The organism is Paenibacillus sp. FSL W7-1279 (assembly GCF_037969845.1).
Classification (GTDB): domain Bacteria; phylum Bacillota; class Bacilli; order Paenibacillales; family Paenibacillaceae; genus Paenibacillus_AQ.
Window position 1 is genome coordinate 3,842,188 of record NZ_CP150215.1, and the last position, 24,569, is coordinate 3,866,756.

At 51.2% G+C, this 24,569-nt stretch carries 16 protein-coding genes; 1 reads left to right on the forward strand and 15 read right to left on the reverse strand.

Annotation, left to right across the window (positions count from 1 at the left end; all coding sequences use genetic code 11):
* Window positions 1-109: 109 nt before the first annotated feature.
* From MKY82_RS17030 to MKY82_RS17090, 13 genes are all read right to left on the reverse strand, one after another.
* Complete coding sequence (locus tag MKY82_RS17030) at window positions 110-1,774, reverse strand: glycoside hydrolase family 43 protein (protein ID WP_339293909.1); 1,665 nt, start codon at window positions 1,772-1,774, stop codon at window positions 110-112.
* A gap of 171 nt (window positions 1,775-1,945) precedes the next feature.
* The gene (locus MKY82_RS17035; protein WP_339217324.1) at window positions 1,946-3,568 is read right to left on the reverse strand and encodes a response regulator; all 1,623 of its coding nucleotides are present in this window, start codon (window positions 3,566-3,568) and stop codon (window positions 1,946-1,948) included.
* Entirely contained in the window at window positions 3,561-5,312 is a 1,752-nt protein-coding gene (locus MKY82_RS17040) for a histidine kinase (RefSeq protein WP_339217326.1), read from the reverse strand. Before MKY82_RS17040 ends, MKY82_RS17035 begins: the two co-directional genes overlap by 8 nt.
* An 85-nt stretch (window positions 5,313-5,397) precedes the next feature.
* The gene (locus tag MKY82_RS17045) at window positions 5,398-7,083 is read right to left on the reverse strand and encodes an extracellular solute-binding protein (RefSeq protein WP_339217328.1); all 1,686 of its coding nucleotides are present in this window, start codon (window positions 7,081-7,083) and stop codon (window positions 5,398-5,400) included.
* A 164-nt stretch (window positions 7,084-7,247) separates the two neighbouring features.
* Window positions 7,248-8,192, reverse strand: coding sequence for a carbohydrate ABC transporter permease (locus tag MKY82_RS17050; RefSeq protein ID WP_339217330.1), 945 nt, complete (start codon window positions 8,190-8,192; stop codon window positions 7,248-7,250).
* Between the two features lie 15 nt (window positions 8,193-8,207).
* Entirely contained in the window at window positions 8,208-9,125 is a 918-nt protein-coding gene (locus tag MKY82_RS17055) for a sugar ABC transporter permease (RefSeq protein ID WP_339217332.1), read from the reverse strand.
* Window positions 9,122-11,680: a DUF5696 domain-containing protein gene (locus tag MKY82_RS17060; protein ID WP_339293910.1), complete on the reverse strand. Its 2,559-nt coding sequence runs from the start codon at window positions 11,678-11,680 to the stop codon at window positions 9,122-9,124. The genes MKY82_RS17055 and MKY82_RS17060 overlap by 4 nt, the downstream gene beginning before the upstream one ends.
* A 12-nt stretch (window positions 11,681-11,692) precedes the next feature.
* Window positions 11,693-12,319, reverse strand: a complete 627-nt coding sequence (locus tag MKY82_RS17065; RefSeq protein WP_339293911.1) for a Yip1 family protein — start codon at window positions 12,317-12,319, stop codon at window positions 11,693-11,695.
* Window positions 12,316-13,773: an NHL repeat-containing protein gene (locus MKY82_RS17070; RefSeq protein ID WP_339296682.1), complete on the reverse strand. Its 1,458-nt coding sequence runs from the start codon at window positions 13,771-13,773 to the stop codon at window positions 12,316-12,318. Before MKY82_RS17070 ends, MKY82_RS17065 begins: the two co-directional genes overlap by 4 nt.
* 20 nt (window positions 13,774-13,793) lie before the next feature.
* Window positions 13,794-14,657 carry a carbohydrate ABC transporter permease gene (locus MKY82_RS17075; protein WP_181469880.1) on the reverse strand — a complete coding sequence of 288 codons (864 nt, stop codon included), beginning with the start codon at window positions 14,655-14,657 and terminating at the stop codon, window positions 13,794-13,796.
* 14 nt (window positions 14,658-14,671) lie between these two features.
* The gene (locus MKY82_RS17080) at window positions 14,672-15,631 is read right to left on the reverse strand and encodes a sugar ABC transporter permease (RefSeq protein ID WP_339217339.1); all 960 of its coding nucleotides are present in this window, start codon (window positions 15,629-15,631) and stop codon (window positions 14,672-14,674) included.
* A 20-nt stretch (window positions 15,632-15,651) separates the two neighbouring features.
* The gene (locus MKY82_RS17085; RefSeq protein ID WP_339217342.1) at window positions 15,652-18,543 is read right to left on the reverse strand and encodes an extracellular solute-binding protein; all 2,892 of its coding nucleotides are present in this window, start codon (window positions 18,541-18,543) and stop codon (window positions 15,652-15,654) included.
* 97 nt (window positions 18,544-18,640) lie between these two features.
* Window positions 18,641-20,038 carry an extracellular solute-binding protein gene (locus MKY82_RS17090; RefSeq protein WP_339293912.1) on the reverse strand — a complete coding sequence of 466 codons (1,398 nt, stop codon included), beginning with the start codon at window positions 20,036-20,038 and terminating at the stop codon, window positions 18,641-18,643.
* A 295-nt stretch (window positions 20,039-20,333) separates the two neighbouring features.
* Between MKY82_RS17090 and MKY82_RS17095 the strand changes: the two genes are divergently transcribed.
* Window positions 20,334-21,026, forward strand: coding sequence for a helix-turn-helix domain-containing protein (locus MKY82_RS17095; RefSeq protein WP_339293913.1), 693 nt, complete (start codon window positions 20,334-20,336; stop codon window positions 21,024-21,026).
* 74 nt (window positions 21,027-21,100) lie between these two features.
* On the opposite strand, the gene MKY82_RS17100 is transcribed toward MKY82_RS17095, so the two are convergent.
* Both MKY82_RS17100 and MKY82_RS17105 read right to left on the reverse strand, forming a co-directional pair.
* Window positions 21,101-22,744, reverse strand: a complete 1,644-nt coding sequence (locus MKY82_RS17100) for a response regulator (RefSeq protein WP_339296683.1) — start codon at window positions 22,742-22,744, stop codon at window positions 21,101-21,103.
* Window position 22,745: 1 nt separating this feature from the next.
* Window positions 22,746-24,497, reverse strand: a complete 1,752-nt coding sequence (locus MKY82_RS17105; RefSeq protein WP_339296684.1) for a histidine kinase — start codon at window positions 24,495-24,497, stop codon at window positions 22,746-22,748.
* Window positions 24,498-24,569: the final 72 nt, after the last annotated feature.

The window sequence follows — 24,569 nt, forward strand, 5'->3', positions numbered from 1 at the left end:
TTGTACGTACATTTTTACCTAGAGCACCTAAAAAGGCGCTGCTTGACTCGCGAGCGCCTTTTTAGCTTGCCATCTTCACGTTATGAATGGACGGGCTGTATATATGCAATCACAGTTCAAATTGCCATGCTTCGAAATCAAATAACTTCTGATCCTGCTTTCCGGTAAATACGAGGTAAAGATGATGGATGCCGGATGCGCCTGAAACTTCAATGGATATTTCCTGACGCTGCTTCGCACCGGATGCTGGCGGTACGTTCACTGTGCCGATCCGTTCTCCTTCCGGATGATCCAGCCGAAGCTCCAGGCTTCCTCCTCCTTCCACTCCCGAGACCCAAGCCGTAAACGCGGATGCTCCTTTTCCGAAATCAACATCGGCCACTGCGATCCAATCCCGGTCGTGGATGTCCGTGACCGCCAATATCGGGCTGTCCTGCAAGTCTTCAGCAGCAGTAGACGGATTGACTTGAATTCCGGCATTCCATGCCATCGTTACTGCCTCCGTTCGCTGAAAGGGATTGTGCGGCTGGACCCCCTTCACGCCTTCCATGTCAGCGTCTATCTCCCGGATGCTACCGTCCGTCTCGAAATAAACGCGGTTCAGATGGGTTGAGCGATAGCCTTTCGGAACTCCCATGGATTTTGACAACGTTTGGGCGTGATAGGCAATATACCAGTTTTGTTGGAACTGAAAGATGGCGTGATGATTATTCCCTCCGACCCCGAAGAAATGCCCGGGATTTTTCAATATGGGCCCTTGATACGTCCATGGGCCCATCGGATGCTCACTGACCATATAGGCGATTTCGCCGGGAGGGGGGCTGTTCTCCGGCCTCATTCCTTCCGAGAAATTGGAGCAGTACGTATAGTAATACTTTCCGTCAAATTTGTTAATCCCTGAATCCTCGAACATATAAGGAGCCGGAATCGTGACGGCTTCGCCAAGCACGCTGATCATATCGTCGCCAAGCTGCATGACGCGAGCCGTATTCGGCATTTCGGCTTCGCCTTCCGGAATGCCGCCGCCAAAGTAGATATAAGCTTTCCCGTCGTCGTCAACGAGCACGGCGGGATCAAACAGCCACGTGACACCTTCCACGCCCGGCGTGTTTCTTGTGATCAGCGGCTTTCCGATCGGATCCGTCCACGGGCCAACAGGGCTGTCGCTCGTCAGCACGCCGATGCCGCTGGCATTGTTGGCAAAATACAAGAAGAAGCGGTCCTCGCCGTCAATCACCTTATGCGCGGCCGCTGGCGCCCACGATTGCGTTGCCCATGCGGCAGCGCCGGTCGGTCCCGCGACCTGGATTGCTCCGTGATCGGTCCAGTTGACCAGGTCCGATGAAGAGATGACGGACAGCTTGTTGATCGTGCTGTAGCTGTTGTCCTTGACATTCCCGCCACCGTCATACTCCAATGCGTCGTACGTGTTATATAAATAAACACGTCCGTCAACTGCCAGCGCATAGGGATCCGCGCCGAATTTATGGGAGACCACCGGATTCCCGTTCGGCGGAATCTTGCCGATTGCGGCCGCAGCCTCCCTGCGGGTGCTGTCAGCATCCCGACTCGCAACATTGCCTCTGCTTCCCTGGCCCATCATTTCAGTTCCTGTTTTGCCGGCTTTGATTTCATCACTCATCTTGTCACTCAGCTCCTGGTTAAACATTTTTGGATCGTCTTGGCCACGACTCGCTAGGTTTGCAAAAACAACAATTATGCAAACGAAAGCAAATACGGTAGGTATGACCAGTAACGGCTTTCCGGGCTTCATCCCTGAACACGCCCTCCTTCATCGTTACTTGGTGACCTGTCATTCCGATCTGGTCAGTCCCAATGCGGGTCGACATGAACGGAATTGTTCGTAAAAAGTGTACCTTTTGGTAAGCAAGACAACAACCGGACATTCCATCTGAAAACACCGGGCAAATGATAGGTCGCCTGCCTATTTTACAAGATGGTCCCGGTATTCCTGCGGCGTTAAACCCGTCGCCTTTTTGAAGAAGCGGGTGAAGGAATGGGCGGCATCGTATCCGACTAGAGGCGCCACGTCCCTTACCTTCAAATCCCCTTCCTTAAGCAGCTCCTTTGCTCTCCGTATTCGGCACTTTTCGATATATTCCGAGAGATTGATTCCCCGTTCCTGCTTGAATAAACGCGAGAGATAGGAGGGATTAAAAAAATAGCGTTCGGCTAGATGCACAAGGGTGATGTCCTGATCCAGATGCTCCTCGATATACTGGCATACCCGATCAATGACATGCGCCGTTTTGCCTCGTTCATCCATGCGCTTGAAATCGAATATATCTTCGGCCGTTCGCCTCAAATACCGAAAAGCTTCCTTCATGGAATCATGACCTTCCAAGTCCAGCAGCTTCCCCCGTTCACCGGTGGGGTCTTGAAGCCCAAGCCGGGTCAGCTTAGCATACAGCACGAGAGCGATAGAATAATAGGCTTGTGCAGCATGCTGATGATGATCGTCTCCGTTCAGCACGAATTCCGACAATTGCTCCAATTCACTCATGAAATCGCTCTCCCTTCCGGCCTCCAAATGGGCTTCCAAGACGCCTGCCTTATGGCTCGTCTCCACTCCTTCCTTGCAGTGAGACGCCTGGGAAGAGTCGACTTGATCCTTCAGGATCATCGGAATGCCGTCGCCCATCTTTAACTGCTGGAGTCTCCGCAGCCTTTCATATTGAGGGGTTACATCCTCCCACCGGCAGGGGAAGCCGCTTATGGTGAACGATACGGCAAGTCCCAGAGAATCCAGGCAGGCTTCCTGGATCAGTTCAAGCGTCCCTTCCAAATAAAGAACAAGACGATCACCGGATGGATTTTCGGACCGCGGCTGAAGCATCCATAATAAATCCCCATGTTTGTCCAGGACTCCGATGCTTCGGACATGCTCATCCATAAAAGAATTCCAAATCAGCCTTACCGAGCGATGGCTGTTTTTCTTTTCTGCATACGCTTTGCCTGCTGAGTATGCTACGCGGCCAAGAGCCAGCAGCACAGGGAGTTTCGGATCCAATCCGATGTTCAAGGTCCGGAAATCGCTCAGCATGGCTTCCTTGTCCTGTCCAAGCAGGCTGCTGTCCGCGACGAATTGCCGGAAGTATTCTCCCTGCTCCATCCATTCCAGCGCTTCAATCTGCACGCGGGACTGCATGAGCCATTCATTCATGCGATTGCCGCTCTCGATTTCATGAATGACTTCCTTCACGACCTCCATGACCTTATCGAAGCCTTCCGTCTTCAACAAATAGCGGACATTGGGCATCTGAATCGCTTGATAGGCGTAATCGAAATCGCTGTAACCGGTCAGAAAGATAATTCTGCACCTTGGCCAGAGAGCCCGGATGCTCTCCGTCAATTCCAATCCGCTCATGCCCGGCATGCGTATATCCGTCAGGACGATGTCGATTCTCGTGCGCGACATCCAATTCAGCGCTTCCTTGCCGGAGTATGCCCGGCAAACGTCAAGCTTCTCGGGCATCCACTGATGAAATACTTCGTACAAACTGTTCGTAATAATCTCTTCATCGTCGACGACCAGCAGTCTATACATGTTCATTCCCCTCCGTCAGCCTGATTCGAATTTGGACCCGCAGTCCATTCAATGGACTCCTTGAAAGGACTAATCCGCTGCTTTCCCCGTACGTCAGGGCAATTCGCCGATGGATATTGATAAGCCCCGTCACTTCAGGGGATTCGGCGGATTCGGCTGTGCGTTCAAGCCGCTTATTTAGCATGTCGATATCGTTATCCGTCAGCCCGTTCCCGTTCTCTTCAATCACGATGGAAGCTTCTTGGTCATCCAGATGAAACGACACACGCAGCAAGCCTTCATCCTGCATCTTTTCGAGGCTGTGCTCATAGGCATTTTCGATAATGGGCTGAATGATCAATCGCGGTACTTTGATCGCCTCCATTTCCTTCGGCAGCTCGCCGAATTCTACGCGAATGCGCCTTGAAAATCTGAGCTTTTGAATCTCGGTATAAATGCGGGAATGCCTCGTCTCTTCCAGCAATGGAACGTTGTCCGCATCATTGCGGGTTATGAATCGAAAGTATTCTCCCAGCATGTTCGTGAACAACTCGATTTGCGTGACATCCCCCGTTTTGGCCAGGGAGCTCAGGATGAAGAAGCTGTTATATAAAAAGTGGGGATTGATTTGGGATTGGAGCTGTTTCAGCTCCGCCCTTTGCATCATGAGCTTGTGCCTGAAATCCTGGTCAATCAGATGCTGCAGCTTGATGAGCATCTGATTGAATCGATCGTACAAATAGCCGAACTCGTCCTTTTGTCCGTGCTTGATCCGGATATTAAACATGCCATCCTCCATTTTTCTGAAGCTCTGGACAAGCAGAAGCAGCGGTTTATGAACCAATTTGTACGTCGAAACTGCGTAGATGGCAATCGCCAAGAGGGTCGTGCCTGCAAACAGCCATGCCCAGACATAAAATTTACTTAACGGCCGTTTCACCGCCTCAGTGGGCAAGTACGTGAACACGGATAGGTCCAGCTTGTCGGAATACGCCTTGTCGATCAAATACCTGCCTGTGCCGATATTCAGAATTTGACGATTCGCATGTTGGATGGCCTGCACGGCCTCTTTCATTAAACGATCCGCCTCCTCATGGCTGGCCAGGGCAAAGCCGGACGGCTCGGAGACGATAAAAGCCCCGCTTTCCGGATATACGCTGATTTGCATCAGGGATTCCCTGAGTTTGCTCTCATCCAGTTCGATCTGAACGATCAGAAGCGGCTCTTCCCCTTTTCTAGCTCCGTATTTGGCCGCCACAAGATGGAAAGTATCGTCGATCTGCAGCAGTCTTTGATTGCCGTTCGCCTCTCCTGCATAGACATCGTTATACCGTCTCGAGTCGAATGCATTCATCGCGGTCATGGCCGAAATCGTTTTATCCATGCTGCGGATATGAATGAATACGTCTTTTATGTAGACACTGCTGTTTTTGATGGAGACCAGCCGCGGCAGCAAATAATGCAGGCTTGCTTTTCTTTCGACCGTGCTCATCATATCCCATGTCAGCACCATTTTGTTCAGTTCCTCATCCTGCAAAATATCGTATTGCTGGATTTCCAACCATTCGATTTCTCGGTTCAACCCATCCAGGTAAGCCGAAAGCTGCGCCTGCGAATTTTTGGATACTTCCTGGCTAGCGTATTGGTAACTCCAGTTATACAGATAAATACCGAGAATGATAAGCGGAAGAATGACGAAGAGATAGGTAGCGACCAGTCGAATAAAAATGGTATTACGAATGGAATTCACGGGTAACTTAAGCAATTAAACTCCTCCGATGTGTGTGAATATGCGTGTTAATCGGCCGCCTGCCGGCCTTTAAAGCCAATCGTGCGGGTGCGGCACATTTTTATGGACGGCTTTTTTTGTCCTCATGCCACTGATTCACTTCAGCCGTAATGTCAGCACCGCCAAGCCGATACCATTCCTCCACGAACCGGTCGAATTGTTCTACGGATTCGCCGAGGATGATATTGACAAAATAATCATGCTGAAGATTGTCCAGAATCGTTTGTTTTTCAATCATCGTTTCAGTCGGCGCGCCGGCAAAAGCATCGAACAACAACTGATGGTTATCCTCGTATTGGTCGAGAATACTCATCGCACCGGAAGGCCCGTAGATCTTCTCCCAACCCCAGCCGGATTCGCCGTCTTCTGTCTTATCCAGATATCGATCGATTCGCCCTTGTATGAATCCGGGCTCGCCCTGTAACTGAGATGTCGTGCCCTGACGACGCGCTTCGGTGATTTGCCGGTAAGCCTTGAGGTTCTTATCAGCCGGGAAAGGAGTCACGGGAGACAGTCCCCACACAGGCATGACATTGTTGTAGTAAGTTTCGTACTCTGCCGTTTCGCCCCAATTTTTTTCAAGATGCAGATTGAACATCTTCAGAATTGCTTCCGGGTAAGCAAAATTCTTTCTTACGGCGTAAAAAGAACTTGTGGTAAATTTAAGCGGAACCTTTGGCGCTATGCCCGAGTCAGTAACAATGGGAAAAGCCTGCCACTCCGCATCCGGATCGCCGCTGCGGCTGGACTGAAGCAAGAATGCTCCCCATTGCTCGCCATAGACCATGCCGATCTTCCCATCGGCAACAAGCTGTTTGGCTTTGCTTCCGTTTTTAAAAATGAATTCACTGTCGATTTCATGATGACGATACATATCCTGAAGCTCCTTGAGCGCCTGTTTCACTTCAGGCTGAATGCCTCCGTATACGAGCTTGCCGCTCCCGTCTTCAAGCCATATGTTCGGGTAAGCTCCATAACCGGCCATGAATCCGGTTAAGCCCATGACGGGGTCCCACAAATATTGGGTAGCCGCTATCCCATAGGTGTCTTGTTGGCCATTTCCGTCAGGATCCTCCTCTGTAAACGCTTTCGAAATTGCAAGAACGTCATCCATCGTTTTCGGTGGCAACAGCTCCAATCGGTCCAGCCAATCCGTTCGAATCCACAGAAACATCGCCTTTTCAATGGAGGAATCGGTCTCCGGGATGCCCATCAGCTTGCCGTCGATCATGCCGGATTCCAAGGTACCGCTCCCTTCTTGGCGGTGAACTTGCTGTGTCAACGGTGAAGCATATTCCTTGTAAACCTGCGTCAGATCTTGAATCAAACCGGCGTGGCTCAACTGCCTAAGCTGCTGGGCATTGACCTTGACGATATCCGGAATGTCCCCTGAAGCCAGCATAATATCCAGCTTTTTGTGGTATTGTTCGCTTCTCACAGCCCATTTGTATTTGATTTGAATGCCCAGAACTTGTTCGTACAACTGACTCCAGCGATTGTCCTCCAGCGTTTCATCAGGCAATGCCTTCAGAATATCTTCCAAGCCGTCGCCGATTTCTCTCACAAACGTGACTTCGATCGGCGGATGATAAGCGCGTAATGACTTATCGCTGTATACGCCCTCCCCGCGTGTTTCCGGCCCTCGATTGTGGTCGATACCGCTGCTTTGGTGACATGACGCCAGTGTTGAACCAAACAGTAAAGCGCTTAGCATGACTTTGGAGAAGTTCTTTACGATGATCAGCAACAGAAAACACCCTTTCCTATCGATTAATTGTATTATTATACTTTAAAGGCCCCGGCCCACAATAAACATTTTTTTACTTCCTATCCCGTTATTTACGTGTTGCTCGTATGCAAACAAAAACCGCCACCCCCTAGATTCGGGGTGGCGGTCTTCAGCTTGAAATGTTAACCTACGATGCCCGTACGCTCGATACTTTCCACGAAATAGCGCTGAACGAACAAATAGATAACGATCAAGGGAAGGATGGCCAGCAAAATGCCGGTATCCTGCACCATACTCAAATAAAAAGGGTCCGCCTTCGATGGATCGCCGCCCAGCATAATGGACAGGTTGTACGGCAGCGACGACAGCTGGGTGGACATGACTTTGCTTGAAGTCAGATACGTCGTTGTGTAGAAGCTGTCGTTCCACTGCCAGACGAAGGAGAACAACGTCGTGGTAATGATGGCAGGAATCGCGTTCGGCATCATGATCCGGGTAAAGGTGGTTCCGACGCCCGCGCCGTCAATATAAGCCGCCTCCTCCACTTCCTTCGGAATGCCGCGGAAGAACTGCCGGAATATAAAAATGTACAAACCGGCTTTAAGCGAATTGGCGGTCAGCGAAGTCAGAATGAACGGCCAATAGCTGTTCAACAGGTTGACGGACTTGCCGGTGAGGAGCGGAATCAGGCCCATCAGCGTAAAGTCTTTCAGATTCAAGTAAATGGGAATGAGGATCGTGGTTGGAGGCACCAGAATCGTCAGGACGACACAGGCGAATAAAAGCTGGCTGCCCTTGAATTTCAAACGGGCAAAGCCGTAACCCGCCAGTGCGCAAGAAGCGGCCGTCAAGACCGTCGTCGTTGCCGACAACGCAAACGTGTTGAACAGCGTTTCCCAGTAATCCATGATGCGGATCGCATCAAGGAAATTGCTCATTGTGAAATTTTCCGGAATCCATACAACGACCGGTGAATAAAGATCGGCCTTGTCTTTGATGGCGGTCGAGATTTTTTGCAGAATCGGATACAGAATGACAAAGGACAAGCCAGCGATCAATGTTAAACGTATGCAAGACCAGAGCCATCGTTTCCAGTTTTCGAGCGATAGCCACCGAGAAACCGACATTGCATTCACCTTCTTCTATTCATGGTAAAAGACCTTCCTGGATACAAAGTACGTGCTGATCAACAGGATGATGGAGATGGCCAGGAAGTAAATCCAGGCCATTGCTGAGCTAAGGCCGAAATCGAATTGGACGAAGCCCGTGGTCTTGATTAAGTCTGTCAGCTCATTTCGGGAGAACGAGTCGATAATCGTATATATCATGTTGACCAGAATCAGCGGGCTGACCATCGGAAACGTGATTTTCCAGAAGGCTTCATACCCCGTAGCTCCTTCCATTTTGGACGCTTCGTACAGCTGGGGGGATATCGTCTGTATGCCTGCCAGGAAAATAAGGATCTGTACGCCGGATTGGCTAACGATCTCATAAATACGATCCACGGCTCCCGTTAAATAGTTTACGATCGTCTCGCTTACGCCGGCCTGAAGCATTAATCGCTCAAGTTCAAAACTTCCCAATGCGTTAATCAGCCCCCCGGAATCGGCATTCTGATCATTGATCGCCTGAACAAGACTGCTGCTTTCCAGGGTCAGAATGACCCCGGAAGCAAGAATGACGGGCAGGAAGAATATCGATCGGGCAAAGGAACGGCCAAGGAACTTCTGATTCAGGACGACGGCCAAAAACAGACTGAAGATAACGATCAGGGGCACGTTCACCGCCATGTTCACGATCGCCTCGGTCAGCATTCGGTTAAAGCTGGTGTTGACCGTAAAGGCAGTCACGTAATTTTTCATCCCCATAAACGTAATGCCGATTCCTTCGGAATTTGCCGTTACGGTGCTAAAACTGTAGATCAGGGAAGTCAGCAAAGGGATCAGGAAGAAAAAGATAAAACCGAGCAGCCAAGGCATCACATAAGCAATGCCCCATAATGCCTTCTGTTTCCCATAGCTTCGCTGCTTTCGCCCCAATCGCTGGGTTATGGATTTCATGGCGCTTCACCACCCGTCACATAGCTTTCGGCTTCAATGGTTACGCCGTCTATCGTCACCGGTGCACGATTGTAATTCACGATGACGTAAACGCCGCTCTCGTATGTCGTCTTGAACACGCCGTCAGCCAATTCGTCATGCCCGACGATCCGCTCATGGCGAACCTTTTTCAGAAATGCATTGACTTCCTCATAGATGCGGGCGGCCTCGTCGATCCATAACGCGTAGTTGGCAGAGAACAGTTCGTTATGCTCTGTGTCCTTTATTTTGTGATTAGGTTCATAGAACCATTGAAAATACACGCCAGCACCGTACTCCAGGCACTTCAAAATATAAGGTTTGGCATCGGTATACGCGGACAGATTGTAAGGCGCTCCCGTGTAATCGATATGCCCGCGGACAACCATTTGATAGAACGGAATTTCCGCGTCTTCGATTTTAAAGCTGCTGCTAGACATCGGCGCATGGGTGATATCGGTCAAGAAAGGCAGCGCATAAGCGTTTCCTCCGTCAGCCATGACCTGAAGATTGGTTTCTGAAACCTTGTTCAGCGCATCCAGAGACAACTGTTCGGACTCCGTACGGTCAATTTGACGATGCTTGCGAAAATCGCTGTCCAGCTCGGCGGCAAGATCACTCAGCGACACGCCAATAGCGCCGTATTTTCCATAATCCTTTAAGAAAGCTTCCGTATAGCCACCTATGAACCGCGGCGATATGACATAGGCAGGCGAACCGGTCCGATCCCGCCGGTTCAGCGCCGGATTGAAGGAATAGATCTCTGCGGGGATGCCTCGCAGCGTTCTGGACGCCTCCTTCGCCTGGTTGAACCCGGAACCGGACAACGCGGTAAGGATAGCGACATCCGGATACAGCGTTACCCCATTCTCGTTCGCATAGGATAGCAGACGCCGAAGTCCCTTCTCTCCTCCTATCTGTTGATCAACGGAGACGCTGCCTGGAACCTCATGATCCAGCCCTTTGTTGAACCAGCCGCTAAATTTCAATTTGATGTCATGGATGCCTCGCTTGCCCATCTCTGTCAGAATACTTTGCGCTTGTTCGAACGTTGTGAGCGGCTCCAGCGCCCGATACGGAATTCCTGCAAAATGCTTTTTCTTATAAATGCTTCCTACGAGCTGAAGATAGAACGGCATATTCTCCTCATTCCTCTCGGCAATTGCCGGGAGGCCTCCCTGTTGCTCCAAGTAATTCCTGTAGTAGGCGGCGAGTCCCGGATAGGAAGCCGACTGCTTGCCCACGAACGCATACCGGACCGAAAAATCGCTACGCATCGGATTCTCCTGGAACTTCGGGAGCGAGCGCTGCTGGCCGTTCGCATCCAGGCTTAAGTCGCCTTTGTTGATTACCGTGAACGTCGGGTAGACATAGTTATAGCTGTTCAGCCTGCCGCTGACGTCGGCATTGATCGTCGCGGCCGGAGCCCCTTCCTCGATGATGCCGATAAATGCCCCGCCTTCACGGATGATGCCGAACACCGGCAGCCTGACGTCCTGGCTGCTGTCCGCCGTTTCGATTCCGCTCATCGTTCGGTCCATTCCGTACACGCTCTGCTGGTAGGAAGGGTACCGCGTCTTGCCGTTATTAAAATGGATCAGCGCTCCCGATCCGTCCGGAACGAGGATCGAGCCCTCTTCTTCCGGTCCTCCAGCACCGAAGAAGCTCAAGAACGATATCGTGTTCACCGGATATTCAGCCGGGAAATCGATGCTGGAAACCGGAATCTTGGCGATCAGACTGTCGCCGTCCAGCGTATATTCGATCGAGGCGTGAAATACCCGCGGTTCAGGCTTGGTCTGATCCAAATGGTTCTCCTCGATGTCCACCAGCAAATCGTCCTCGGTATATCCGGCATCCTCAAAGGCTTTAAGCGCACGCTCCAGCTGAAGGCCTTTGAGCGCGCCGTCGGACCGGACATACACCCCTTGCTCGGCATCTTCCGTGTACGCGATTTTCAGCGTTCGCTGGCCGGCGCTGTCCAGCTTGCTTAAGAGGTTCTGTTCAAAGCGGGACTTGCTGATCTTCTTAGGCAAATCGTCGATCGTTTTCTTGTCCGAGCCGAACCGGTAGTTTACGCGAACGCCATTTGCGATTTCCTCCATGCCGATTTGCTTGTAGGCTACGCTATCGGCGTGCGAATTGACGGAGTTTATTTGTCCGAAACTGTTATAAAAATCAAGCTTCAACTGAGAGGACAACAAGCTCTTGTTCACGCCTGCAGCCAGCGGATCCGACTCGCGGCCGGGAGGATTGCTGTGCCAAACCTCCCCGCTTGCCTTATGCACGACGGCGATCGCCCCCGTCTGATCGTCCGCTAGCAACTGAAGCTGATCGTTCTCGGCAATGCCTTTCATGCCTTTGACGCTCGGATTGACGAAAGATGACTTAAGGGCTGCTCCCGGCGTGAAGCTGTTGGCGGGCCCGTTGCCTTCATCGCCAGCTGCCTTTTCCGGTCCTTTATCCGTACAACCGGCCATAATCAGCGCTGTCAGCACACTGGCAGCAAGCAGCATGTATTTAGCGAAATTGCCCATCCTTCCTCCTCCTTAAGTTCTCATGACCAATTCTTGATAGATGACGGATATAAAGGCCACGATCTGTTGGACCAAGCTGAAAAACAGCAAACTGATAAAAGCCATAAACCCCATGGCGACCAGGGTGAGCATCATAATTCCGATCGTTTTGGACGGGGAAAACTGATGCACCGTCATATTGCCGACAAACAGCAGATAAACGAACCAGAGAACCGCAACGGAGTTGGAAAAATAATAGAATGCGGTCTCTTGCAGCGACACGAGATTGCTGAGCCAGATCCATGGAAACTGTATGATCACGAGCGGCAGGAGCGCGAAGCAGGTCGACGTAAAAATTTCGACGAATTTGCCCTCGCCGTCCATCAAGGTCGTAAGCGACCAGTTGGCCACGCACCAGAACAAGATCGGCACGATCACATATACGATTTCCATGACGCTGTTCATGCTCTCGGGATTGTACACATGGACTAGAAAACCGCTGTACTGGCTCCCCAAAATGTTCGTAATGGCAACCAGAAACAATACGCAAAACGAGATGATCAACGTGAATTTTCGATTGCGATCGTATTTCAGGTCCCAATAGCCCTCAAAGGGATGAACCATGAGATTTAGGGGAAACCGAATCCATTCCCTGCTCATGCGGAAGCCCCCTTTCTTCGTTCCTTCACTTTCCGAAGCCTGGATGCGGCAAATATCCCGATTCCGGCCAAGAACAGCATGGTCATGATCAACGGAAAATGTTCCCTCATGACCGCTTTGCGGTATAGCAGAAATGCTTTCGAATAGTTTTTCTGATCCAAGCTGCGTTTGAAATGCATCATGGCACCCTTATAATCGCCTTGACGAAGCAAGGCTTTGCCGATCCCCGCATAGGCGAATTCCAGATTGGCATTCATGGCGATCGTTCGATTAAACAACGCAAAAGCGGTCTCTTCCTCGCCACGGTAATAGCTTTTGACGGCTTCATTCAGCGTTCGCCCGTACTCGGTCGTTCGGAAGACGGTGATTTCGCCAAGCGCTTTATCCAATACAAGAAAATCCTCGCCGATTCGGTCGATGGCAGCCGGCGTATGAAATTGGCCCATTTGGTTCCCAAGCCCGCCGAACACGTACATCAGATGTCCGTCCCCGTTGTAAGTGAACACCCGTCCCCGCTTGCCATCGAGAATGGAGTAAATCTCGCTGTCGGTAACATCGATGTCGATCAGCTTAGAAGGACCTTCGCTGCTGAGGTAAAGAATGTCGCCCTGCGGGTCGGAATACCCCGTTCTTCTTAAAATATCGCTGCCTTGCGCATTAAGCTTCTTAATGTTATTTCCCCACTGGTCCCCGTTCGTGGCATAGATGAACCCTTCCGAGTCAATATCCAGATTCGTAAACTCCGTAGGCGTAAACATGACCATCTGGCTGCGCTGCGCCTTGGTCGAGATTTGCTTCCAGAAATATTCGATCGGATCGATATAAACGCGATTCGCGCCGATGAAGGTAGTAAACGCCCCTCCGGCATCGAATTCCATGAACCCGTCAAACACGCCGGCAGCCATGACGTAAATTCGCTGCGCATGGTCCATGACGACCCGGACGGGTTCGAATTTAAACGAATCCTGCAGTAGCTCCGACTCCGGAGAATCGATGATCTTGATCAGTTGAAAATCCGAATCCAAGTGAACCACCCGTTTGTTTCCAGTGTCCGCTACGAGCACCTCGCCGTCATCGGTCACGAAGATTCCTTGCGGTTGTAGGAATGTATCCGGCTCGCCCTCTCTTGTGAAGGAATCCACGGTGGTTACCAGCTTTAGATCATGGTCCAGCACAACGATCCGATTGTTTCCGGAATCCAGCACGTATACGCGATTGTCGGCGGTGACGTGAAGATCGCTCGGCTCTTGGAAAGCACCCGTCCCCAGATCCGAGCCGCTTATCAATTCAGTCGCCACATAAGCGGCCGGCGCTGCTGCAGCATCGCCCCAATAAGAATAAATATAGGAGTCCGAGGCGCTCTCGGCGCTTACGTTCCCCGCTCCTGCCCCAACCCCCAATAAGCAGCAGATCATGATGAGGAGAGGCGTTTTCAGTTTGCGCAAGCTGTTCATCAATCTGACATGCCTCCTTTCTAGTCCTTCATCCCTGAAGTGGCCATCGTCTGCATGACACTGCTCTGGGAGATGATAAAGAGCGTAATGGGAACGATCATCAGGAGCAGTGCAACAGCCGCGCCGACGCCGGCTCTTGCGATTCCGCCTTCCGTGATCTGTCCGAGCGCGAAATGTAACGTCTTCAGATGCTCGCTGTAAATGAAACTGCCCCCATCGCTGCCCCAAAGTGCCGGAAATTGTAAAATCATTAGCGTCAGCCAGGCAGGCTTCACGTTCGGCATCACAATGGACCAGTAAATCCGATATTCGCTGGCCCCGTCGATTTTGGCTGCCTCAAGCAGGGCATCGGGAATCTGCTCCATGAATTGCTTCATCAGAAACAGCCCAAGCGGAAATGCCAAGGAAGGCACGATGATGGAGGCATGCGTATTGATCCAACCCAGCCAAGACATGACCATATAGTTGGGGATCGCCGTAACATGGGGCGAAAACATCAAGGCGAGCACCACAATCGAAAACAGCGCCCTTGAGCCGGGAAACCGGTATTTGGCCAGCGGATAGGCTGCTGCAGACGCCAGCAGGATATGTCCAGCCGTGCCAATGATGGTGATCAACAGCGTGTTTGCGAAATAACGCGATAAGGGTACCCACGAATTCCCCATTAACACCATCAAATCCAGGAAATTATCCATCGTCGGATTGTTCACGAAGAACCGCGGAGGGAATATGAACAATTCGTCCAGCGGTTTGAATGCGTTGTTCACCGCGTAAATCAAGGGCAATGCCATGAAGGCTCCGAACAAGGCGAGCAGCGCAAACAGCAAAATGCTAACGGGCAAAGAACGGTTCAGCGTTCTCGGCAGCCGGAAATATCGAATCATTTTCGCAGCCAACGTTACTCACCTATCCTTCTCAACATTTTTTGCGTTAATTTGTTGGTTCCGACCATCAGCAAGAACAGGAACGTCGCAATGGCCGATGCGTAGCCGAGTTCGAAGCGGATCGTGCCGAAGTCCATCAGATGGGTGACAATGGTGTGCGCCGCATAGTTAACGCTCGGAAACCCGGCGAGCGCGATGGAGATATCCGCGACCGCGAATGCGGTTGTGATCTGCATCACGGCCCCGAACATCAGCTGCGGCCTCATGGACGGCAGCGTAATATACCAGAGCTCCTGCCAGCGATTCTTGATGCCGTCCATCGCCCCCGCTTCGATCAGCGACTTGTCGATCGTTTGCAGGCCGGCGATAAACGCCAAAAAGCTGGTGCCCAGGCTCAGCCAAAGCTGTACGATAATCACGATCCATAGAATATAGTTTTCATTCAGGAGCCATTGAATCGGTTCCAGGATAAAGCCGGCCTTCATCAGAAACCCGTTTAAATACCCGTAGCTGTCACCGGAGAAGATGATGAGCCAAATGAAATAAACGTTGCCCGATATCGATGGCGCATAAAAGACCAACGTCATGAACGCCCGCACTCTGGGCGACAATTCATTAATGATCCATGCGAATACAAAACAGGCGATATAACTGACGGGACCGGTAATGACGGCGAACATCAGCGTATTCTTCAAGGCGATCATAAAGATATCATCATTCAGAAACAGCCTCGAATAATTTTGCCAACCGACGAATCTCGGAAATTCCAGCATGTTGAAATAGAAGAAACTTAGGGCAAAGGAAAAGACCACCGGAATGACCGTAAACAAAAAGAAAATAATCATATACGGACTCATCAGCAAATAATAGTGCTTGCTTCGCTTCAACTCTTTTATGAAAGAGACCCAACGGCTGTTCTTCTGCACATTCGCTTTGGGGCTCTTTACGGTTTGAATTACTGGTTCTCCTTGCATTGACTACCGCACCTCCCCTGTTAATATGGCAAATTGAACTCCTTCCGCTTGATCTCAATTTCATCGTTAATGTACAAAATATAATCGGATAAGGCTTCGCGCGGATTTTCGCTGGCATTTACCACTTTCCTGAAAGCATTGTCCAAATGCCGGCCCGTGAAATATCCTCCGGGCACCTGCGGAATGCCTCGTACCCACCGCCATTGGTTATCCAAATTCCGATAATCCTTCACCGGCCATGGCAGCTCCTCCAGCGCTTCGATGTTGGCCGTCGGATAGCGGGCAGCCTCTCCCATCAAACCTTCCATCTCTCGGCCATACGCAATTTGCGTCTCCTTGTCGGTCCACCACTTCAGAAATTCCCAAGCGGCCGCTTTACTCTTCGAATTTTGAAGCAGCATGACGGCGGTCGTATGGCTGGCAACTTCGTGGTTCACGGTGCCGTCCTCGCGTTCAGTCCCCGGCACAATCGTGAAATCCCACAGCCCCTTAATCTCGGGGGCCATGACCGTCAGCATGTTGTACGTCGTGTAATCCGCAATCCCGATCGGCATTTCCCCGGTCCGGAAACGGTTCGGGAAGTCCGCCTGCAGCGGGAACTTGTAGCTGGTATAGAACTGCGTCCACTTCTTGAATGCCTCCATGGAGATGTCCGAGTCGAGTGCACTCTTCGTATCGTTATCGCGGTAAAACTGCCCGCCGTTCTGGTACAGCAGCATCGCGAACGTCGCATTCGGGACCAGGCTTGCGTTGGTGGCTTCCAGCGGCAAATAAAATTGCATGTTGTGCTTCTGAAGCACGGAAATCATGTCATAGATTTCTTGCCAGGTCGCTGGCGGCTTCAAGCCGAGCTCCTCCAAAATATCCTTGCGATAGAACAACATCGGGAAGGTCTGCTGTTCAGGCAAGGCGTACACCCCGCCGTTATATTTGTAAGGCTCCAGCCCGCTGTCGCGGAATCGGGTGACCACCTCTTCGAAATCATCGAATTTCGTTAAATCGGCTGCAGCCCCCCTCATCGCGTAGTTGACCGGCACGTCCTCGCCGATTTGCATGGCGACATCCGGACCTTCACCGGCAAGCGTGGCTGGCAGAAGGATGTTTCCCGGAACAAGCCGGAGATGCACCGGAATACCCGACTCAGGCGTAAACGTGTCGTCGATCAATGCTTTCAGTACTTGCGCCTGATCGCGTCCGGTCGTTATCCACACGGTAATGGCATCTTCTTCATCGCCGGCGTTCCCGATGGTGTCATAATCTTCCGTATACGAAGCTGCGTAAGCGCCTAACTCATGGCCCGCGACCTCGAAAAACGACGCGTCCGGTTTAGGCAGCTTGCGATCCGGCGAATGAACGATCAGATAATCAAGCGAGATAGGCTGCTCTTTAATCTGCAGCATCCAGGTTCCGAGACCGCCCACGTTCACCTTATACGTGTCCAAGCGCTTGGCGACGGTTTCGGGATTTTCGGCGAGCTCGTTCAGCTGGTGCACCATTGAATGCAGAACGGCCACCTTGTCGCTTCGCTCGCCTGTCGCTTCTTCCAGGTAATCGGCCACGCTTTGAATGATTTCGGCCTGCTCAGTGAACACCTCCACCATATCCGGAATCCGCTTCTCCAATTGATAATCCCGGAACGGATCCGGCGTATTGGAGGTGATCATTAGTATTTTGCGGTACATTTCGTTCAGTTCCAACACGCTGGATTCAATCGTCTGCAAGAGCGGCGCGATCTCCCCGAGAGACACCATCATTCGGATCCGATGCGTCCCTTTGGTGAAATGGAATAAATAAGGTTCTTCCTCGCCCAGCACGTTCATTTGCCAATCGCGGTCATAATGAAAGCGGATTCGTTTCATTTCCTCAAAGGGAAACTCCCCGTCGATCATAAGGCTACGTGTGGCAAATACGCCCCGGAGCTGGTCCTGCTTCTGCTTCAAGGCGATTTGGTACAAACCGTCTTCTTCCACCTCGAACTCCCATTCGATCCATTGCCCCGGCAGCTTCCAGTTAACGCCTCCGATGGTGTTGATTCTGATTTTGGAAACGTCGTACGGCTCAACGGTCGGGCTGGATCTGTCGGATGTAGGATACAAGGTCGGCGACGATTTGCGCTTGGCATCCTCCGCCTGAATCAGAATGTACTGATCCCGGGTCGGTTCCAAGCCCCCGGACTCATATTCATTCGCCAGCTCCTCGTATGTTTTCAAGGTATGATCCTGGTACAGCTCGATATAATCAATGGCCATCGGCTCCCGCAAGGATGTTAGCATAAGCTTCTGCTTGCCCTTGTCAAAATAAAAGGAATACGGCTCATCATAGTAGCCGTACCGATCCGAGAGCGGCGCAAGCTGCCAGGAAGGCTGCTCGATCTGCCTTGGCCGCAGATCGTTTCCGCGGTTATCCTGCCTGATTTCCTCGTCCCGGTTTCCCCATACTCTATCGAATAGCACGATGTCCGCTCCCTTGAAGGGCACCTTGTCATTGATAGAGAATTGCCTTTCGATCGCCGAGCTCTTCCCTTCAATCGGATAATATCGGATCCGGACATGGTATAAGCCCGGTTCTTCCACGTTCACGTCCCATGAGATGGAGCCTGCCTCTGGCGTGATCACGGATTTCCCTTCGGAGCCGTGTAATTTCTCCGCGATCTCGAATCCCTCCCCGGAGGCTGATACAAAGGACTCGCCTTCGATGCGGACGATGCGGTCCGGGCGGCTGGCCGATGCATGGGCGTCTAAATACTGGCTGTACCCGTCCTGCCCTTCCGTTTCAATGACCGCTTCAAAGTCGGAGATCGCTTGAACGAAGCCTTGGTTTGTCGATTTCGAAGGGTAGAAGGCCCATAGAGACAAAAAAAATAGGACGATGACAAGTATGGCGCTACCGAAACGCTTCTTCCTGGTGTTCAATTTCTCTCCCTCCCATACGGTTAATCCATCCAATGACAGTCCCTGCCGCAGCAATGCGCTGCGCAGGGACGATCGGTTCTTCGGCTAATGTTCAAGGTTACTTACCATATACTTCGTCGATAGCCGCTTGGAACGTTGACTTGTATTTCTCAACAACGGTGGAAACGGATATCCCCTCATTCAGCTCGCCGACGAAATCGTAGTACTTCAAATTAGGGAATGTATGGTGGTCAAGAATCATCATGTTTGGCGCCACCATTTTGGCGTTATTCAAGTCGTCTTCGATCGAAAATAACGTTTCGTACGAGGCTTGGTCCGGATAGTCGTAAACGGAATCAATGTCGTTGATTTTCTCCCAGATATAAAGCAGCTGTTCCGGATTTTCGACTGCTTTCGGAATGGTAAGCGCCTGGAAGAGTGCTTCGGCAGAGTGGTACTCTGTTGCATTCGGCCCTTTTGGAAAAGGTACGAAACCGATGTCGTAATCCGGCATATCCGTCTGCATGCCGCTCATCTCATGGAGGGCACCTGCGTACATTAATGTATTGCCTTGACGGAAAAATTGGCCTGGCTCCGTCCAGTCGCCGCCCTCGGTCGGTCTTGCTATTTTCTCGGTAGCAATACGGGAAATGAAATTAAGTGCATCCAGTGTTGCAGGATCATCGAGATTTTGCTTATCTTCTTTGGTCAGACCCGTATTGTTGGAATACAAGGCATGATCCATAAGCGAGGAGTTTGCTAGCCCCCAAGTGTCCAGCTTGCCATCGTTGTTCGTATCTTTGTTGGCTTCTTTAGCCACTTGTATGAATGTTTCCCAATTCCAGTTATCTTCGTTCACGTACTCTTGAAGCGGCTTTAAGCCAAGCTGGTTCATAAGTGTTCGATTGTAAAAGATGCCTTGAACCAGATTTGCTTGATTTTCGGTGAATCCGTACCCCCTGCCTTCATACGTGTAGTATTCGTTCGTAACCTTTTGGTTAAAGGCAACGGGATTTTTGGTGTATTCGTCAATCGGCCAGAGCAGATCCTGTTTAACCAAGGTAGGCACCGTATAGGTTTTGCCAAGGCGAACGATATCACCGATCGGCTCGCCAGCGAGCAGGGAAGCGGTAACTTTCTCTTGGTACTCGCCGTAGTCGATGGCCACGTACTCCACTTTAAAATTATGCTTTTGCATCAGGTCTTCAAGGTTCTTCTTGCGCTGGATATTGTCCGGGGTATCCTCCGGAATCGTCATATCCCACCAAGAGACGATTTTAATCGTCTTACCCCCTAAATCGAAATCCATTTCCGGCGTTCTGTAAACTTCCTCTTCCTCCCCTCCGCTGTTTTCCGTCTCACCAGGTTCCTTCGACGTACCGTTGTCGGTGCCGCTATTCGTCTTCGATTCCACGGTTTCTTGGGTGCCGCTGATCGGGTTGCCCGAGCCACCGCTGCAGGCTGCAAGCAGCAGAACCAATCCTAATAACAGAACCATTAATTTGCGAACACGCATCTTTAATCCCCCTCAACGTTTGATGTTTGGTCCAGATTCATCCAAAGTTTAGCGCTTACATTTCCATGCAACAACCTGGGGAAATCGGGATATTCTACCTCTGAAACGCTAGAAGGACGCCTCCTGCAACGGCTTGTCCGCCGATCTTTTTCAACCCAAGCTTTGCAAGAAGTAAAGAACGGTTAGCAATGCAAAGAAAAGCACATTGTGAAAAAGGGGCGCCGGACAACATAATGTAAGCGTAACCATTTCAATGGATATTCCGCTTATCGCAATATATGGGGAGGGAGTCATCATGTCTAAGTTACTGTATATCAATCTGAGCTGCTGCTCCGATGACATGCTTCGTCTGCAGGATTGGGGCAAATGCGGGATGAACATGGAAATCTGCGATGATGATTCTGAGTCATCGCTGCATCGGTTTGAGGAGAACAGCTATTCACTGGCGGTTATCAACATGAACGGCAGCCCCAAGAAAGGGCTGGAGCTGTGCGGTCGGATCCGGAGGATAAGCCGTTTGCCCATCATTGTTGTCGAGGATACCATGGAATTTGCCTTCATCCGCAAAGCGCTGCAGCTGCGGGTAAGCGATTACGTACCTAGCACGTTGCCGGCTGAAGAACTGGTGAAGAGCGTAGCTGCTGTTGCCAACCAACGCCGCACTGAGGATGACGTCATTCACAGGGTCAAGGAATATGTGGGGAAAAAGCTGCACGAAAATATTACGCTCAAAGACATTTCAAGCAAATTCCATTTCAACCGCTCCTATCTTGGTCAAAAGTTCAAAAACCATGAAAATATGAGCTTTAACGAATATTTGTTCGTTCAGCGCATGGAAAGAGCGAAAATGCTGCTGGAGCAAACGGATCTGAAGATTTACGAAATTGCGAATGAGGTGGGCTATACCGAAATCGACTGGTTTTATAAGCGATTTAAATCCTATACCGGCGTAAGCGCGAACGAATATCGTAAGATGGTCGCCTCCTAATATGCCAGCCCAATGCAAATAAGTCCTTGGGTTATCCAAGGACTGCTGCCTGGCCATACGCCTGGTCGCTGCACTTATTGCGCTCCATCGCGGCTTAGCCTGACGGTTCGGTATTCCTGCGGCGTCATGCCGGTCCATTTTTTAAAAAAACGGGTAAACGATTGCGGCATTTCGTATCCGATCAAACCACCGACCTCGGCTATCTTCAGTTCTTCCCTCTTCAGAAGCTCCTTCGCTTTGCGGATCCTGAGTTCGTCCATATAATCCGATAGATTGACGCCCCTTTCCTGCTTGAACAGCCTTGATAAGTAAGATGGATTGAAATGAAATTCATCCGCCAGCCTGACAAGGGACAGATCTTCGCTTAGGTTTTGTTCAATGAATGAACAAATTTTTTCGATGACGCCGGCAGCCCTCTTCTGTTCTCCGCTTTTCCGGAGGGTAAACAAAACGTCGGCAACGCCTTTCAAATAACCGAAGGCTTCCCTCCACGAACGATAGTCTTCCAGTTTCATCAAGCCGAACGAACCGATCTCACGGATTTCCCACCGATTGATGTAAGACAGAAGCACAAGCGCAACCGTATAGCAAAGCTCCGTCATATTGGGGTCTCCCCGCTCGAGTTCGTAAGCTGCCGGTTCGGTCAAGTCATCGAACAGCCCCATGAACTCCTCTTTTCTGCCTGCTTCCAAATGGACGGCCAGCGCCTCGAACTTATCGCGCAAGGATCTGTTAAGGATCATAGCGGACGGCGCGGCTTCCTCGCTTGGAAACACCTTCTGGACCATCCGCGTTCCGTCACCGGTCCGATCATGCTGGTACCGTCTCATTTTATCGTATATGGCAGGCAGTCCTTCCCAGGCGAATGCCTCACCGCATAGTGTCACGGCAACCGACGCGTCAAGCGATTCCAGGCAGGATTGCTGAATCAGCTCGAACGTCCCCTCCAGAAACATGACCGTCTGTGCGAAAGCGTCCGCCCATTCCGATCCGCTCCACCGCTTGGGCTGGATGAGCCAGATCAGATCCCCGTATCGATCGATGAATCCGATGCTGCTCGTACGCTCTGCCAGGAAAGCCTCTGCCAGAAACTTAACCGCAAGTGCCGTCTCCCGACGATCAACATACGTGGTGGATCTCCCCGCGGACCCGCCAGACGTTACACTGCCCAGCCCGATCAGAATCGGCATGGACGCATCCAGCGGAATATGCAAGCGCCTGAAGTCTTCCTCCAATTCCTGTTCGAATAGCACGTCGTGGAATAACAAATTTCGAAAATAGTCCCCGTGGGCAAGCGTCTCCAGCGTATCCAGCTGCTCTTTCGACCGCCGGATCAGATCATTCGCCCGCAGCGTCTCTTCCAATTCCTTGATCGCTCGCTCGACGGCCGCGATCAATTTCGGATAGCCTTCGTTTTTGAGCACGTATTGCACGTCCGGGGCTTGAATCGCTTGATAGACATAATTGAAGTCGTTATGCCCTGTCAGGAACACGATTTTGCACTGCGGCCAATTGAGACGTATCGTTTCCATCAGCTCCAGGCCGTCCATGCCTGGCATGCAGATGTCGGATAGTACGACATCGACCCGCGTCCGGTTCAACAGTTCCAGCGCCTCTTGTCCCGAATAGGCTTTGTAGATGTCCAGGTCAAGATTCAATTTTCCGAAAATATCCGCCAGCCCATCGGTGATAATTTCTTCGTCGTCAACGATCAACATTCTATACACTTGACGTTTCACCTCCATCGCCAAGAAGAATCGTTACGGAAAGCCCCCCAAGCTCGCTACGTTCCGTCCGTAATCCGGCATCCTCCCCGAATGTGATGCGGATCCGGCGATGAATGTTCACCATCCCTGTCGTTTCGGCCTGGTCCTGTTCCTCATACAAGGACTTCCGGATTTGCTCCAGCGCCCCGTCCGTCAACCGGTCTCCGTTATCCTCCACGATGACGCGAGCCTGGCCGTCCGCCCCTTCGAATCGCACCACAATCAAACCATTCTTCGTCTTTTTTTCCAAACTGTGCTTGAATGCGTTTTCAATAATCGGTTGAACGATCAACCGCGGCACGCGAAGTTGCTTCAGCTCATCCGGCAGCGGATCGAAGCGTACCTGAATCCTTCTCGAAAACCGTAACTCCTGAATTTCTGCATACATTCTCGCATGATGAACTTCCTGTTCCAATGCAACCAAATCCGATGCATTCCTCGTCACGAATTCGAAATACTCCCCAAGCAGCGTCGTAAACTGTTCGATCCGTTCCGTATCTCCCGTCTTGGCCATCGTATTCAGGATAAAAAAACTGTTATATAAAAAGTGCGGGTTGATTTGCGATTGCAGCTGCTTCAGCTCCGCCCGCTGCGTCATGATTTTCTGCTTGTAGACTTGATCGATCAAAGAGCGCAGATTGTCCACCATCTGGTTAAACCTGCCGTATAAGTACCTGAACTCGTCTTTGGATTCATGGGCGATATGGATGCTCAGATCCCCGTGCTCAATCCTTCTGAAGCCTTTAACTAAAGCCAGCATAGGTTTGTGGATGAACTTATAGGTAGACAGCGCAAAAACGCCAAATATCCCCAGCGCGGCTGCGACAAATCCCCAAGCCCATTTGTAGAACTTGCTCAGCGGCTTCTGTACGACCTTCTCGGGAATGAAACGATAGATCGACAGCGCTAGCTCCGGGGAGTGCGCCTGCACGGCATAGTACTGGTTCCCATTTACCGTCAGCCGCGAAGGAGTGTCCTTCAGGAGCCCCGGGATTTCCCGCAGGAAGAGGGGGAGGCTGACGTTAGCCAGCTCCCCTGTCCCGTTCGCGACGGCAACCTTGGCGCTGTCCGACAGGAGCAGCGTTCCGCTGCCGGGGTACGTATTGAATTGGGCGAGCGCTTCCTGCAGCCGCTGCTCGTCCAGCTCGATCTCGACCGTGAACAGCGGCTCTGCCCCTTTGATTCCCCGCTGTTTCATGGCGCCAAGGAACAAGCCTCCGTTCCATTCAATGAGCTGAGAGCCGCTGCCAAAGACGGAACGGATTTCCCGGAATCGTTCGGTCCTGAATTCACGCACCCCATCGCCGGCTGAAATCGTGCGGCCGATCGCCGCGATATGAACACTGACATCCTTGATATACATGCTGCTGTTCTGAACGGTATACAGCCGCTTGATCAACGAATTCATGTTCTCGGTACGGGCGATCGTCGCCATCGTCTCCCAGGTCAAGACCAGTTCATTCAGGTTATCATCCTCCAGCAGACTGTACTGCAGCATTTTCATGCGTTCGATTTCGTTTTCCAGATCGGTCAGGTAGAATTCGGATTGCGCGGCTGCCGTCTTGGTAATGTCGGAGCTGGCCGTTTGCACGTTCCAATGGTAAAGATAAACGGCAAATAATAGAATCGGCACCATAATGAGCAGAAACGTCACGATCAACCGGAGAAATATCGTATTGCGCAGCGAAAAGTCCCGTCGGAACATCAATGGCATTGCCCCCAGCATTTTTTATTCGATTATAGCCTACATCTCGTCAGGGCAGCCAGACTTATGTCG

What these genes read in the sequence shown, in the direction of transcription:
- MKY82_RS17075 (WP_181469880.1), bottom strand. Translation starts at nt 14,657, where the DNA reads ATGATTCGATATTTCCGGCTGCCGAGAACGCTGAACCGTTCTTTGCCC.
- MKY82_RS17080 (WP_339217339.1), bottom strand. Translation starts at nt 15,631, where the DNA reads ATGCAAGGAGAACCAGTAATTCAAACCGTAAAGAGCCCCAAAGCGAAT.
- MKY82_RS17070 (WP_339296682.1), bottom strand. Translation starts at nt 13,773, where the DNA reads ATGAACAGCTTGCGCAAACTGAAAACGCCTCTCCTCATCATGATCTGC.
- MKY82_RS17060 (WP_339293910.1), bottom strand. Translation starts at nt 11,680, where the DNA reads ATGGGCAATTTCGCTAAATACATGCTGCTTGCTGCCAGTGTGCTGACA.
- MKY82_RS17090 (WP_339293912.1), bottom strand. Translation starts at nt 20,038, where the DNA reads ATGCGTGTTCGCAAATTAATGGTTCTGTTATTAGGATTGGTTCTGCTG.
- MKY82_RS17035 (WP_339217324.1), bottom strand. Translation starts at nt 3,568, where the DNA reads ATGTATAGACTGCTGGTCGTCGACGATGAAGAGATTATTACGAACAGT.
- MKY82_RS17095 (WP_339293913.1), top strand. Translation starts at nt 20,334, where the DNA reads ATGTCTAAGTTACTGTATATCAATCTGAGCTGCTGCTCCGATGACATG.
- MKY82_RS17065 (WP_339293911.1), bottom strand. Translation starts at nt 12,319, where the DNA reads ATGAGCAGGGAATGGATTCGGTTTCCCCTAAATCTCATGGTTCATCCC.
- MKY82_RS17100 (WP_339296683.1), bottom strand. Translation starts at nt 22,744, where the DNA reads ATGTTGATCGTTGACGACGAAGAAATTATCACCGATGGGCTGGCGGAT.
- MKY82_RS17055 (WP_339217332.1), bottom strand. Translation starts at nt 9,125, where the DNA reads ATGAAATCCATAACCCAGCGATTGGGGCGAAAGCAGCGAAGCTATGGG.
- MKY82_RS17105 (WP_339296684.1), bottom strand. Translation starts at nt 24,497, where the DNA reads ATGTTCCGACGGGACTTTTCGCTGCGCAATACGATATTTCTCCGGTTG.
- MKY82_RS17050 (WP_339217330.1), bottom strand. Translation starts at nt 8,192, where the DNA reads ATGTCGGTTTCTCGGTGGCTATCGCTCGAAAACTGGAAACGATGGCTC.
- MKY82_RS17030 (WP_339293909.1), bottom strand. Translation starts at nt 1,774, where the DNA reads ATGAAGCCCGGAAAGCCGTTACTGGTCATACCTACCGTATTTGCTTTC.